The following is a 12,851-nucleotide window of genomic DNA, read 5'->3' as shown; positions in this document are numbered from 1 at the left end:
ATCTGTATTGATGGGATCGGGTGAATATGAGTGCGAATGCAAATCTCGCGCCGGTTATCATTAAGCGTAAAAAGATCATTAAAGGCGGCGGGCACCATGGTGGTGCATGGAAAGTTGCATATGCGGACTTTGTGACCGCAATGATGGCATTTTTTATGCTGATGTGGTTGCTGAACGCAACAACTGAACAGCAACGAAAAGGGCTTGCCGATTACTTTTCGCCAACCATTCCAATTGCGCGGATATCCGGCGGTGGAGAGGGCGTATTTTCAGGGGACAGCATCTTTTCAGAGATGACCCTTTCGCAGGAGGGCACTGGTGCTTCCGCCAATCGCGCCACCAGTGAAGACAAGGCGCGTGGCGCAATAGACAGCGCACCTTCCACCGATACAGCAGACGCACAAACCGAACTCTTCGAAACTCTTGTTGAACTGCTCAAAGGGCATGGCGGCGAATCATCGGTAATGGAAAACCCGCTGGAACACATCACAACGCGTATTACGGATGAAGGCTTGGTAATCGAAGCCTTTTCCACAGCTGAGAGACCTATTTTCGAGACGAATAGCAGTGAGCCGACGCCCTTGTTGACCGCTCTTATCAGCGTGATTGCGCAAGTCAGTAAAACTGTAACGAATGAAATCGCAGTAGAAGCACACACGCGCGCGCAACCCATTACTCTGAAAGAAAACACCGTTTGGGGCCTATCCCAGAACCGCGCGACGCAGATGCGTCTTTTATTGGAGGCGCAAAGCATCGACCCCATGCGCATTCAGCGCGTAACGGGCCATGCTGATCGTGAAATTCTGGTCAGAAACCCAATGTCACTGCGCAACGACCGAATCGAGATTGTTCTGCTACGCGATGTCCCTGAACCAGGAAAATAGAGCGCATTTTATCTGTTAGCGCCGCATTAAACCTGTCCGGATATGCTTTGCTTCAGAACAAGAAATGGCAGATCAGAAAGGCGTGTCTATGACAATTTCATCGTCCCTAAACGCAGGGGTAGCAGGGCTAAAGTCCAATGCAACGCGATTGGCCGGAATCTCGGACAATATCGCAAACTCATCTACCTACGGCTACAAACGGGTCGAAACTGATTTTCAGTCAATGGTGATTTCGCAAAGTGGCGGCACCTATTCAGCAGGCGGTGTACGGGCAGAAACCAGCCGACAGATTGATTTGGGCGGGTCGTTGATATCAACTGCAAACGCAACAGATTTGGCAGTCCGCGGGCGCGGTATGTTACCTGTAGCCAAAGTATCGGATTTGAATGTTGGCAATGGCGAAACCAACATGCTGCTCACTTCGACAGGATCATTCTCAACCGATGCGGAAGGGTACCTTACCACATCTTCCGGTTTGGTTTTGCTGGGCTGGCCTGCACAAGCGGATGGCACTTTCGCTGCCCCCTCTCGCGATACGGACGATGGGCTGGAGCCAGTGCAGATCAAAATCAACCAGCTGACAGGCCAACCGACTACACGGATGACACTTGGTGTTAACCTACCAGCGACTGCCACCGTGGCAGGTGCCCCCGTTGAGGAACAACCGCTGACCGTGGAATACTATGGCAATCTAGGCACCTCCGAAAATGTGAATGTCCTGTTCACGCCCACAGTACCAGCAACAGGCGCTTCAAACCAATGGACGATGACCCTCACCGACTCGAATGATCCAAACGTGACCATCGGGGAATATGTGCTGACGTTTTCAGACGATCGAACGGCAGGTGGTACACTGGCATCGGTGACAACAGTGTCGGGCGGCGCATATGACGGCACGACAGGTACATTTATTGTCAACGTTGATGGTGGGCCAATCGAGATTGAAATCGGCGTTATAGGCCAAAGTGACGGCCTCACCCAACTGTCAGATTCATTTGCCCCAGTAGCCATCACGAGAGACGGAACACCTGTAGGCAACATGACCGGCGTCAACGTGGATGCTAATGGCTATGTTCACGCCACTTTTGACACTGGTGTCACACGCACGATCTACCAAATCCCATTGGTAGATGTACCCAATCCAAACGGCATGATTGCACTAGACTCGCAAACCTATCGACCTTCGATCGACAGTGGGTCTTTCTTTATGTGGGATGCCGGTGACGGGCCAACAGGTGAAGTCCTTGCTTATCGACGTGAAGAATCGACCACTGATGTTGCTAGCGAATTAACATCGATGATCCAGACACAACGCGCGTATTCATCAAACGCCAAAGTCATCCAAACAGTGGATGAGATGTTGCAGGAAACCACCAACATCAAACGTTGATTTGGTGCATAATAGGGGAGGCAGTGTCCTCCTAAAAGCTTGATCCAAGGGGAAGCACATGTCGATCACAGGAGCCATGAACGCCGCGATTTCCGGATTGCGTGCCGCAGCACGCGGTACAGAAATTGTTTCTACCAATATCTCCAATGCACTCACCCCAAGTTACGGGAAGCGTAGTTTAGAGCTTTCTACACTTGGGTACGGTGCTTCGGGTGTGAATATAGACGGCATAAACAGGCAAATGAACGATAGCATTGTGTCGGATCGCCGGATCGCTAATGCAGCCCAGCAAAACAGCCAAGTCATTGTCGACTTCTTGCGCGACTTTGAATCCGTAACAGGTATCGCGGGCGATGCTGACGGATTAAGTGGGCACCTTGGCGCATTTGAAGAAAGCCTTATCGCCGCCGCCAGCAGGCCCGACGCAGTGGAAAGATTGGCTCAAGTCGTAACGGACGCCCAGCAATTGGCAAGCAGCTTGAGCCAGGCTTCGGCCCAAGTGCAAGGCATGCGCAGTAATGCGGACACGCAAATCGCACTGGAAGTCTCATATCTTAACATGGCGTTGGAGCAGGTCGAACAACTTAACATACAAATCGCAACGGCACAGGCAAAAGGCGGGAGCAGCCTTGCCTCTTTAGATCAAAGACAAGCCATTCTCGATGAAATCGGCTCCATCGTCCCGATCAATGTGGTGCCACGCGATAACGGCGCCGTTGCAATTTATACCGAAGGTGGCGCCAGCCTGCTGGACATTTCCGCTGTTACCATCGGATTTGAGAAACAGAATACAGTTACTGCGTACCAAACGCTGGAGGCAAATACACTGTCAGGCCTGACACTAAATGGTCAGGATGTATTGCGCTCCACAGCACTTGGAGGCGGTAGCCTCGGGGGATATTTTGAGGTTCGAGATGTCTATGGCGTACAAGCACAAGCGCAGCTTGATGCACTTAGCAGGGACTTAATTGAGCGCTTTTCCGACCCTGCCTTGGATACAACACGTGCCGCAGGTGATCCGGGTCTTTTCACAGATGCGAACGCAAGTTTTGACCCAATCAACGAAGTCGGCCTGAGTTCACGTTTAACCCTAAACAGTGCGGTTGACACCGCAACTGGAGGAGACGTTTGGAAGTTAAGGGATGGTTTGGGGGCAACAACGCCCGGCGCAGTTGGCGATGCAACACTTTTGAACGATTTACGTGGCGCGCTTGAAGAATCCCGCATGCCAGCTTCGGGAAGTTTTGGAACCGGCACTTTAGCGGCAGCAGACTTGTTTTCAAGTTTCAGTGGCTTGCTCGCTGTTAGCCGCAGTGGTGCTGAGCAAAATCTCAGCTTTAGCTCCGCCCGCTTGGCTGAACTCACACAACTACAATTATCCGAGGGGGTGGATACGGATCAAGAACTACAAAATTTGCTGATACTGGAACAATCTTATGCAGCAAATGCCCGCGTAATACAGGCAGCCGATGCTATGCTTGAAACAGTGACGAGGTTGTGAAATGAAAATCAATTCAATGGGCGATGGTGCTCGTTCATACGTCATGCAATCGCAAAATACATCTCTCAAACAACAGCTCCAAAGACTTACACTTGAGATATCTACCGGACAAATCGCTGACATTCGAGATATTGCAGCAGGCAACACTGAATACCTGAATGATCTAGAGCGAAGCTTAGGCAAGTTGGAAAGCTACAGCCTTGCAACACTTGAAGCCGGGCAATTTGCAGGAGGTGTGCAAACCGCATTGACCCACATCAGTGCCGTGAACTCTTCCTTTCAGGCGACCCTGCTGACAGCAAGCAACACTGGGTACGGCGATACTTCCACCATTATCATCCAAGAAGCTAAGACTGCACTCGGCCAAGTTATTGGCGCATTGAACACCAGCCTTGGTGGCCGCACAATATTTTCAGGCACCGCGACGGGCACGAGTCCAGTTGCTTCGTCCGAAGAGCTTCTATCAGCCCTGAGAGGAGCTATGGCAGGAGCAGGCAGCGTCGACGACATGTTAGCGGCAGCCCAAGCATGGTTCGCCGACCCAGCAGGTTTTTCCACACTTGGTTATCTCGGTTCAGATAAGTCACTTGCGCCTGTTTCCCTATCTGATGAAGAGGCTGCGCAATTTGAATTACGTGCAGATAATCCGGCGTTGCGTGACACATTGCTCAACCTCACTGTAGCAGCATTGGCGGATGATCCCGCCCTTGGCCTAACGCGGGCGCAACAAGGCGAGCTCTTTCAAAAAACTGCCGTCAACACCCTAAACTCCAACGCTGCTATAATCGATTTACAATCAATGGTCGGTTACTCCGAACACCAAATCGAAGCGTTGAGTGTTCAGCAAAGTACCCAGAGAACCACAATAGAGTTGGCCCGCAGTGAACTTCTATCAATTGATCCCTACCAGGCCGCGACAGAACTGGAGCAAGTCCAATTTCAATTACAAAGCCTTTACGCCATAACATCACGTATGTCCCAGCTTTCACTTGTAAATTACCTATGAATATTTTGGTGCAATTAGCCCTATGTTTGGCCATCCTGTTTCTGTCAGCGGGTGACACGCATGCTAGTCCAGTACGGATCAAAGATTTAGTCGATTTTGATGGTGTCCGTGGGAATGATCTTGTGGGCTATGGTCTGGTTGTCGGGCTTGATGGCTCAGGAGACGGGTTACGCAACGCGCCATTCACAGAAGACATAATGACGAACATACTCGAGCGGCTCGGAGTGAATGTTACCGGAGAGGAATTCCGCCCCAAGAACGTTGCCGCAGTTCTCATCACCGCAGCCTTACCTCCGTTTGCACGGGCGGGCGGACAGATAGACGTAACTGTTTCTGCAATTGGAGATGCCAAAAGCCTCTTGGGAGGCACTCTGATTATGACCCCGCTAAATGCAGCAGATGGAGAGATTTATGTTGTGGCTCAGGGGACAATCATTGCAGGCGGAGCCACTGCTGCAGGCGATGGTGGCAAGGTGACGCAGGGCGTCCCAACATCAGGCACGATTCCCTCTGGCGGGCGCGTAGAGCGTGAAATCGACTTTCAACTAAGTAAGTTACAAGATTTGCGTTTAGCGCTACGCGAAGCCGATTTTACGACAGCCGGAAGAATAGAGCAGGCTATCAACCGAAATTTCGGTCGAAATGTAGCCATCATGCTAGACAGTGGCACCGTTGTTCTGGATATACCTGCAACAAAAATGCGTTCTGTTGCGCATGCTCTGGGCCGAATTGAAAACATCGAGGTTGAACCAGAACGCAAGGCGCGTGTCGTTGTGGATCAGAGATCTGGAACAATCGTCATGGGCGAAGATGTACGTATTTCTCGCGTCGCAGTGAGTCAGGGAAACTTAACTCTTCGTATTCAAGAGGAGCCATTGGTGATTCAGCCCAATCCCTTTGCACAAGGTCAAACCGTAGTTGTCCCCCGTACCCGTGCAGCCATTGAAGAAGAGCCCGGTATCGGTTTGGCTGAAATCCCTTCTGGCGCATCATTATCCCAAGTCATCGCTGGGCTAAACGCACTTGGCGTATCACCGCGCGACATGATCGATATTCTCAAAAGCATCAAAGCAGCAGGCGCATTGCACGCGGAATTTCTTGTTAGATGACCCACCATAAACACCATGTACTACTCAGCCTGACACGGCGTCGTACTTCAGCCACTCCTGACAGATGTAGTCTGTGGCCACGATGTTGAATTCAAAATACTTAAGCAGTTATACGCAAACAAAAAGTACATTTTGCGCCTCCGAAACTATTAGCCGAGAGGTGTACGTGGCTTTGTTGCACAAATCACGTCCTGTAGGATTCACTGTATGAATCCAGTATAGTAGCAGGCTGCCATGAGCAGCTGGATACCGACGAAGTACAAGACCCGGAACTGGGCCGAGTACAATTTTTCAATCAAACAACGAGGATCGCTATCCATCTGGTTTGATCCAGGGATGACGTGGGAAGTGGTCGGGTTTGGTCGAAGGGGGCGTCAGCAAACCTACAGCGATGCTGCTATTCAAGCCTGTCTGACCCTCAAAGTCGTGTTCGGCCTGCCCTTGAGGCAAACGACCGGGTTTGTGGAAAGCCTACTGAAATTGGTTGGGCTGGATTGGGCGGTGCCGGACTTCAGCACATTGTGTCGCCGTCAAAAAACATTGTCAGTCGCTATCCCGCACAAAGGATCAGCAGGTCCTCTGCACCTGCTAATAGACAGCACAAACATCAAGGCGGAAGGCGAAGGTGAATGGAATGCCCGTAAGCACGGTGGTTCCAAACGCTGCCTATGGCGCAAGATCCATATAGGGATTGATGAGGAAACGCTGGAGATACGGGCCATTGAGGTAACAAGCAGCAGTGTCGGCGATGCTCCAATGCTGCCTGACCTACTCAATCAGATCCCCGGATCAAGACCTCGGGAGCGTCAGTGCTGACGGAGCCTACGACACGCGCAAATACCATGATGCGATTGCAGCGCGAAATGCCCATGGCGTCATACCGCCGCGTAAGAATGCCAAACTGTGGAAGCCCGATACGCCCGGGGCCAGAGCACGCAACGAAGCCGTCCAATCCTCAAAGTATCTGGGTCGCGCATTGTGGCGACAGGTGACCGGGTACCACCGCCGGAGCCGCGTCGAAACAAAGATGCATTGTGTGAAGTTGCTCGGTCAGCGCCTCTCGGCACGTGACTTCGACCGGCAAGTTGCGGAGGTCCAAATCCGTGCCGCGATCCTAAACAGCTTCACAGCTCTCGACATACCGCGCACCGTGCCCGTAGGCTAATTCCGTCTGGGGTAAGGGGAAGTCCAACCTCAGCCCGATTTGTGTAACAAAGCCCGTCAAACGGGGTAGTCCGCAAAAATTAAAAGGTGTGCTTTTGCGTTCCAAAATGTCATATTCCCGCGGCATTTTCACCGGTATTGGGCCTGAAAAGAAACCGAAATAGCAATACCTATCATGTGCCCCCTATCCGTCTTGCGACACGTTAAGAAGTTGGTCGCGTCTCCATTGACCCTCACGGCCTAGTGCGCGTTGCTCAGTCCAGACAACATCTATGCCCTCAAGTTCATCACTTTGCTGAAAGCTACATGCCAGGCGTAACAAAGTGCCATCGGCAATATGGTGGTGGATCGATAGCATGGGGAGTTCGGCCCAGCCAAGTCCGCGCAACACCAAAGCAAGGATCAAATCAGGGTTTTCAGCATTCCAAATCGTGGAGCTTTTCATTTCATCGGTCTGGTCCGCAGGGGTGCGATAACGACTGCGCAATACAATCTGTCGATGCAATATAGCCGGGGTTGGGATAGGCCGCGAGCGGATACTCTGGGGCGCAGACGGGATTTTGATGTATCGTTTTCGAAAATCAGCGTCCTTGGGGTAATTTTAACGTCAAAGGCAAAGGTATTGAATTTGGCATACACTGGGCGTTTGACCGTGCCGGACGATTTTGTAGTGATTACTTTTGCGTCACATATACCTATGTTTTCACGCTTGTTTACAATCGTACTTTCCCGTTGAGACGCGCAACTGCTGTGCAGGCATAGCCTTTTCTCGACCTAGTTCGCGCATTGAGACCATCACCGATACTGGGTAACTGGTGATGGTCGCGGCAACATTTGTTCAGAATCGATCGCCAGAAATTCCTGCTCAGGACAACCCAGCGCGCCGCAATATAAGTTCAAGTTGATTAAAACTACGTTGAGAATCTCCCGGTTCTACCTTTGCCAGAAATTCCTCAATCTCGGGGTACAAAATGATCGCTTTATCTACCTCTGGATCATTGCCGTGAGTATAGAGGCCAGCGCGGATCATCATTGCATTTTCATCGTATAACCCTAGCATTTTACGCGTTACGGACAGCAGAGCGTTTTCATGCTCACTCGCGGCTTTAGGTAAACTTCGCGATACAGAGCGCAGTAAATCAATAGCCGGGAATCGCCCCCGCTCCGCGATCCTACGATCCAGCACAATGTGGCCGTCCAGCACTCCGCGCAAAATATCGGCAATCGGCTCGTCCATATCAGATCCTGCGACCAGCACACTAAATACCGCCGTGATGTCCCCCTGCGTGGTGGTTCCCGGGCCTGCCCTTTCACAAAGTGAGGTGATGAGGTGGGTGGTAGAAGGCGGGTAACCACGCAGGACAGGTGCCTCTCCTGCGGCAATGGCAATTTCACGGTGCGCTTCGGCAAAGCGCGTGATCGAATCGGCCAAAAATAGTACCGACTGACCTGCATCACGAAAATGCTCGGCTACGGCCATTGCAGACCATGCACAACGGCGCCGCATGAGGGGGGATTGATCTGAGGTGGCGGCGACAACAACAGCGCGCGCCAAACCTTCTGCCCCAAGGACTTCATCAACAAAGTGTCGAAGTTCGCGCCCACGTTCGCCAATCATTGCGATGACAACAACATCCGCACTCATCCCGCGTGCAAACTGCCCCAAAAGGCTGGATTTACCCACACCCGAACCAGCAAAAAGCCCCACGCGTTGCCCTTTTACCAAAGGTAGCATGGTGTTTGTCACTGCCAGTCCGGTATTTAATCGTTCACCAAACGGCCGCCGATCAGCGGCTTTGGGCGGCGGGCATAAGAGGCGACGAGCGATCGCGCCACGCAAAAGCGGTTTTCCGTCCAACGGTTTACCAGCGGGGTCGATAATCCTGCCCAACCATTCGTTTGACGGCGCAATTGCAGCAGCCGACATAAGCGTGACGCGATCATTCAGACTCACCCCTTCGGGGGGCGCATCCGTGAGCATCACCAGCGAGGAGCCGATGATCTGGACCACCTCCCCCGTCAATGGCGCCCCGCGTTTACGATAGACTTTCAAACCGTCCCCGATTGAAGCGTCGTTTGTCAGCCCGGTCACGTGCAGGGCGGTGCTATCAGCGCGGCTGACGCGTCCAACAGCACGCACAGTGCGTAGATCAGCGATGTGAGCCGTTAGCCCATCGAGAAGTAATGCATCAATCATGGCGTTCCTTTGTCTGCTGCTCATTGTTTCTAAAGGAATCACCCTTAAGCCTTCATGAAACCGCAGCAGGGAGATTCCCGATGTTCGAAAATTTACAAGTGTTCCAAACCTCCGCCGCTATGGCGCGTCATGCAGGGCAACAGCAGGCGCTTGCCTCACAGAATGTCGCCAATGCCGACACTCCTGGATATGCGGGCAAGGAACTTGCCCCTTTCGCATCGCATTACGCGACGACCGGAACAGCAGGCGCACAACGCGCGACCCGTGCCGAACACTTGCATGGCAGCATCGAGGGATCACAAATACCTGTAACCGAGCAGCGGGGGGACGATAACCCAAACGGAAATACCGTTTCTCTGGAAACAGAACTGCTCAAAGCCGCTGAGGCCAAAAGCGATCATGAGCGCGCATTGGCCATCTATAAATCGGCTCTGGATATCATTCGCATGGCAGTGCGTACAAACTAGGAGAATATGAAATGACTGATTTTTCGTCAGCCCGTTCCGTTTCAGCCAGTGGGATGCAAGCACAAGCACAGCGTTTGCGGCATTTATCTGAAAATATCTCAAATGCAGATACACCCGGATACCGGCGAAAGTTGGTCTCGTTTCAAACAGCCTTGGCTCACGGCGATCGTGTGTCAAATGTTGAAGTAGGACGTGTGCGTCTGGATCAGTCAGAACTTCCCAAAGTTTACGACCCCGCGCATCCAATGGCAGATCAAGAAGGAAACTACTCAGGTTCCAACGTGAACCTTTTAATCGAGTTGGCGGACGCACGGGAAGCCCAGAGAAGCTATGAGGCGAACCTTAAAATGTTCGATCAGGCACGAAATATGTCGAGCAGCCTAATGCAGCTGCTACGCCGCTAATTTTGAAACCCGTCCATAAGCCACACAACCAAAAGGAGTTCCAGAATGGAATTGAAATCACTTTCCGCAATCCAAAACTACACATCAGCCAAGCCTGCAACCACGCCAAGCGAAGGACCAGACAGCGGTCCCTCGCTGCTCAAAAACATTGGAGAGGATTTTGCCGCTACTTTGGCAAAATCAGAACAAATCGCACAATCAACGATGATGGGAAATGCAGACCCACATGCGTTGGTCCAGGCTCTGGCACAAACAGAACTGGCTGTCGAAACGGCGGTAAGCGTGCGAAACAAAGTGGTAGAAGCGTATCAGGAAATTTTGCGGATGCCTGTCTGATGATGGATGAATTGGTGTTTTTTGACACCATGCGACAGGGGTTATGGATTGCCTTTGTCATCTCCCTGCCAATCCTTGTCGCTGCCCTTGTGACAGGCGTTTCCATCGGGTTGGTTCAAGCGCTGACATCAGTTCAGGAAATGACGCTAACATTTGTGCCAAAATTGGCCGCGATCGCTGTCGTTTTCTGGATGTCGATGCACTTCATGACCAACACGCTTGTCTCGTTCTTCCACGACCAGATCATCCCGCTCATCATCGGAGGATAAAGATGGAAAGTACCGGATACACCACTTTAACGCGCCAGTTGGGCCTACAACGCGAAATGCAGGTGGTTGCCAACAATATTGCCAACTCTTCGACCACGGGGTTTCGTGCAGAAGGCGTGATTTTTTCAGAATACGTCAAGGCTCTGGAAGGCGCCCCCTCTCTCTCTATGGGGCAAGGTAATGTTAACAGGACGTCGTTCGAACAAGGCGGGTTAACGCAAACAAATGGCACTTTTGATTTCGCTATAGAAGGTGACGGATATTTCGTTGTGCAAACCCCGATGGGAGAAAGGCTCACCCGAGCTGGTGTTTTCATTCCCAGCGCTGAGGGACAACTCGTCACACCAGACGGTTTCCCTGTCTTAGATGCGGGGCGCGTGCCGTTGTTTGTACCCGCTGGCGAGGGAACACTGGCAGTTTCTTCTGATGGCACACTAAGTATGAATGGTGCCCCTCTTGGACAAATGGCCATTGTTCAGCCGATTGAGCCGCTCAAAATGGTCCGTGAGGATGGGGTCATGTTTCGCGCTGATGAAGGCGACGAGCCCTCTGAGACCGCGCGGGTTATTCAAGGGTTCGTAGAAAGCTCTAACGTCAATCCGCTTCTCGAAGTGTCGAGGATGATCGAAGTGCAGCGCGCCTATGAGATGGGTCAGAGCTTCCTCAAAACAGAAGACGAGCGCATTCGGGCTGCCGTCAAAACCCTTACAGTTTCCAATTAAAGGACAGAAATTATGCGTGCCCTCAAGATTGCCGCTACCGGAATGAGCGCTCAGCAAATGCGGGTTGAGACGATTTCCAACAACCTCGCGAATATGAGCACAACAGGATATAATGCCCGTCGTGCCGAGTTTGCGGATTTGCACTATCAACAAATGGCACGTGCCGGGACGATTAACGCATCCGATGGAACTGTCTTACCTACAGGTGTCCAATTGGGCCTAGGTGTACGCCCCGCCGCGGTGAGTATCCATCTCCAACAAGGGGCGCTGTCAGCCACAAACGGTGACCTAGACGTCGCCATCGAAGGCTTGGGATATCTAGAGGTGACCCTACCGAACGGGCAAACTGCCTATACCCGCGACGGGGGATTGAAGCGTACAGGTGAGGGATTGATCGTCACGTCTGACGGGTTTGCGGTTGGCCCCGAAATAACGATACCAGACGACGCGCGCAGTATTTCGATCAACGCGGATGGCGAAGTGTATGCCTATTTTGACGAGGCTGCAGCCGGCCAGCTTTTAGGACAGTTTACGTTGACCGGTTTCACCAACTCCAAGGGCTTGGAGGCAATAGGTAGCAACATGTTTTTGGAAACAGAAGCATCCGGTCCGGCACTTGTATCCTCCCCTGGCGAGGACGGACTAGGTACACTTCGCCAAGGGTATCTGGAGGATAGCTCTGTAGATGCTGTGCGTGAGATCACTGAGTTGATCGAGGCCCAACGCGGCTACGAAATGAATGCCAAAGTCATCTCGGCTGTCGACCAGATGATGAGCGCCACGACACAGGTGCGCTGATGAAACTCATTGCAACGATCCTTACATTCATGCTTGTCCAACCTGTTTTGGCTGAGACCGTTGTACCCGTGCGTACAATACGCCCCGCGCAAACAATCACAAACGAGGATGTGACGATCGCAACAGGCAAATCTAACAAGGGGTATGCCAACCTGTCCCAGGTCTTGGGCCAAGAGGCACGTGTAGTGCTTTACGCAGGGAGGCCAATTTTTTTAACGGACCTTGCACCGCCCTCTGTGATTTCACGCAACCAGATCGTCCTCCTTCTCTACGATACTAACGGGATCAGTATCAGCACAGAAGGGCGTGCATTAGAGCGTGGTGCCATTGGCGACCGCGTTCGTGTGATGAACTTGGGGTCACGCGCAACTCTATTCGGTGTCATTGCAGATAACGGCACAATAAAAGTGAGTAACTGACACATGCGAGTATCATTCAAATTTGGCATTCTGTGTTTGCTTGGGCTGACATTTGCCTGCGATAGGGCGGACCACATCGGAAGCCCCCCCTGGACCTGTCACGCTTTAGTGCCGCCCCAAGTGCTCGTTTAAGCCACCTTTCGTTCGAAGGCGACAGGGCTTTTCCAGCCCAGTGCTGAGTGGCG

Annotated in this window: 14 protein-coding genes and 1 pseudogene; 13 read left to right on the top strand and 2 right to left on the bottom strand. The window is 52.1% G+C overall.

What is annotated here, in order from left to right:
* The first annotated feature begins 26 nt into the window (after window positions 1-26).
* The 6 genes and pseudogenes from GGR95_RS09250 to GGR95_RS09225 all read left to right on the top strand — a co-directional run bounded on the left by GGR95_RS09250 (window position 27) and on the right by GGR95_RS09225 (window position 7,055).
* Window positions 27-884 carry a flagellar motor protein MotB gene (locus GGR95_RS09250; RefSeq protein ID WP_184565100.1) on the top strand — a complete coding sequence of 286 codons (858 nt, stop codon included), beginning with the start codon at window positions 27-29 and terminating at the stop codon, window positions 882-884.
* Window positions 885-948: 64 nt separating this feature from the next.
* On the top strand, window positions 949-2,274 hold the full coding sequence (locus tag GGR95_RS09245) for a flagellar hook protein FlgE (RefSeq protein ID WP_246423344.1): 1,326 nt from the start codon (window positions 949-951) through the stop codon (window positions 2,272-2,274).
* A gap of 58 nt (window positions 2,275-2,332) precedes the next feature.
* Window positions 2,333-3,775 carry a flagellar hook-associated protein FlgK gene (gene flgK / locus GGR95_RS09240; protein WP_184565096.1) on the top strand — a complete coding sequence of 481 codons (1,443 nt, stop codon included), beginning with the start codon at window positions 2,333-2,335 and terminating at the stop codon, window positions 3,773-3,775.
* Window position 3,776: 1 nt separating this feature from the next.
* Entirely contained in the window at window positions 3,777-4,781 is a 1,005-nt protein-coding gene (locus tag GGR95_RS09235) for a flagellin (protein ID WP_184565094.1), read from the top strand.
* Complete coding sequence (locus GGR95_RS09230) at window positions 4,778-5,890, top strand: flagellar basal body P-ring protein FlgI (RefSeq protein ID WP_184565092.1); 1,113 nt, start codon at window positions 4,778-4,780, stop codon at window positions 5,888-5,890. Before GGR95_RS09235 ends, GGR95_RS09230 begins: the two co-directional genes overlap by 4 nt.
* A 234-nt stretch (window positions 5,891-6,124) precedes the next feature.
* Window positions 6,125-7,055, top strand: a pseudogene (locus GGR95_RS09225) (IS5 family transposase).
* Window positions 7,056-7,238: 183 nt separating this feature from the next.
* Here GGR95_RS09225 and GGR95_RS09220 read toward each other — a convergent pair.
* Both GGR95_RS09220 and GGR95_RS09215 read right to left on the bottom strand, forming a co-directional pair.
* Complete coding sequence (locus tag GGR95_RS09220) at window positions 7,239-7,541, bottom strand: type 2 periplasmic-binding domain-containing protein (RefSeq protein WP_184565090.1); 303 nt, start codon at window positions 7,539-7,541, stop codon at window positions 7,239-7,241.
* A gap of 378 nt (window positions 7,542-7,919) precedes the next feature.
* The gene (locus tag GGR95_RS09215) at window positions 7,920-9,251 is read right to left on the bottom strand and encodes a FliI/YscN family ATPase (RefSeq protein ID WP_184565089.1); all 1,332 of its coding nucleotides are present in this window, start codon (window positions 9,249-9,251) and stop codon (window positions 7,920-7,922) included.
* 80 nt (window positions 9,252-9,331) lie between these two features.
* On the opposite strand from GGR95_RS09215, the gene GGR95_RS09210 reads away from it, so the two are divergent.
* From GGR95_RS09210 to flgA, 7 genes are read left to right on the top strand one after another with little or no spacing between them, the layout of a single operon-like run.
* On the top strand, window positions 9,332-9,718 hold the full coding sequence (locus GGR95_RS09210) for a FlgB family protein (protein WP_184565087.1): 387 nt from the start codon (window positions 9,332-9,334) through the stop codon (window positions 9,716-9,718).
* Between the two features lie 11 nt (window positions 9,719-9,729).
* Window positions 9,730-10,122: a flagellar basal body rod protein FlgC gene (gene flgC / locus GGR95_RS09205; RefSeq protein WP_184565085.1), complete on the top strand. Its 393-nt coding sequence runs from the start codon at window positions 9,730-9,732 to the stop codon at window positions 10,120-10,122.
* 45 nt (window positions 10,123-10,167) lie between these two features.
* Window positions 10,168-10,458 carry a flagellar hook-basal body complex protein FliE gene (fliE, locus tag GGR95_RS09200; protein ID WP_184565083.1) on the top strand — a complete coding sequence of 97 codons (291 nt, stop codon included), beginning with the start codon at window positions 10,168-10,170 and terminating at the stop codon, window positions 10,456-10,458.
* Window positions 10,458-10,727, top strand: coding sequence for a flagellar biosynthetic protein FliQ (locus GGR95_RS09195; protein ID WP_184565081.1), 270 nt, complete (start codon window positions 10,458-10,460; stop codon window positions 10,725-10,727). Before fliE ends, GGR95_RS09195 begins: the two co-directional genes overlap by 1 nt.
* 2 nt (window positions 10,728-10,729) lie before the next feature.
* Window positions 10,730-11,449, top strand: coding sequence for a flagellar hook-basal body complex protein (locus GGR95_RS09190; protein WP_184565079.1), 720 nt, complete (start codon window positions 10,730-10,732; stop codon window positions 11,447-11,449).
* Window positions 11,450-11,461: 12 nt separating this feature from the next.
* Window positions 11,462-12,247 (top strand): flagellar basal-body rod protein FlgG, encoded by a 786-nt coding sequence (gene flgG, locus GGR95_RS09185; RefSeq protein ID WP_184565077.1) that lies wholly within the window; start codon window positions 11,462-11,464, stop codon window positions 12,245-12,247.
* Window positions 12,247-12,666, top strand: coding sequence for a flagellar basal body P-ring formation chaperone FlgA (gene flgA, locus GGR95_RS09180; RefSeq protein WP_184565076.1), 420 nt, complete (start codon window positions 12,247-12,249; stop codon window positions 12,664-12,666). Before flgG ends, flgA begins: the two co-directional genes overlap by 1 nt.
* Window positions 12,667-12,851 lie beyond the last annotated feature (185 nt).

Origin of the sequence: Sulfitobacter undariae (assembly GCF_014196805.1) — a bacterium.
Taxonomy (GTDB): Bacteria; Pseudomonadota; Alphaproteobacteria; order Rhodobacterales; family Rhodobacteraceae; genus Sulfitobacter; species Sulfitobacter undariae.
The sequence above is the reverse complement of the archived record's forward strand: the minus strand, read 5'-3'. Positions and strand labels throughout refer to the sequence as shown.

What these genes read in the sequence shown, in the direction of transcription:
- GGR95_RS09250 (WP_184565100.1), top strand. Translation starts at nt 27, where the DNA reads ATGAGTGCGAATGCAAATCTCGCGCCGGTTATCATTAAGCGTAAAAAG.
- GGR95_RS09215 (WP_184565089.1), bottom strand. Translation starts at nt 9,251, where the DNA reads ATGATTGATGCATTACTTCTCGATGGGCTAACGGCTCACATCGCTGAT.
- flgK (WP_184565096.1), top strand. Translation starts at nt 2,333, where the DNA reads ATGTCGATCACAGGAGCCATGAACGCCGCGATTTCCGGATTGCGTGCC.
- GGR95_RS09190 (WP_184565079.1), top strand. Translation starts at nt 10,730, where the DNA reads ATGGAAAGTACCGGATACACCACTTTAACGCGCCAGTTGGGCCTACAA.
- fliE (WP_184565083.1), top strand. Translation starts at nt 10,168, where the DNA reads ATGGAATTGAAATCACTTTCCGCAATCCAAAACTACACATCAGCCAAG.
- flgG (WP_184565077.1), top strand. Translation starts at nt 11,462, where the DNA reads ATGCGTGCCCTCAAGATTGCCGCTACCGGAATGAGCGCTCAGCAAATG.
- flgC (WP_184565085.1), top strand. Translation starts at nt 9,730, where the DNA reads ATGACTGATTTTTCGTCAGCCCGTTCCGTTTCAGCCAGTGGGATGCAA.
- flgA (WP_184565076.1), top strand. Translation starts at nt 12,247, where the DNA reads ATGAAACTCATTGCAACGATCCTTACATTCATGCTTGTCCAACCTGTT.
- GGR95_RS09210 (WP_184565087.1), top strand. Translation starts at nt 9,332, where the DNA reads ATGTTCGAAAATTTACAAGTGTTCCAAACCTCCGCCGCTATGGCGCGT.
- GGR95_RS09195 (WP_184565081.1), top strand. Translation starts at nt 10,458, where the DNA reads ATGATGGATGAATTGGTGTTTTTTGACACCATGCGACAGGGGTTATGG.
- GGR95_RS09230 (WP_184565092.1), top strand. Translation starts at nt 4,778, where the DNA reads ATGAATATTTTGGTGCAATTAGCCCTATGTTTGGCCATCCTGTTTCTG.
- GGR95_RS09235 (WP_184565094.1), top strand. Translation starts at nt 3,777, where the DNA reads ATGAAAATCAATTCAATGGGCGATGGTGCTCGTTCATACGTCATGCAA.
- GGR95_RS09245 (WP_246423344.1), top strand. Translation starts at nt 949, where the DNA reads ATGGCAGATCAGAAAGGCGTGTCTATGACAATTTCATCGTCCCTAAAC.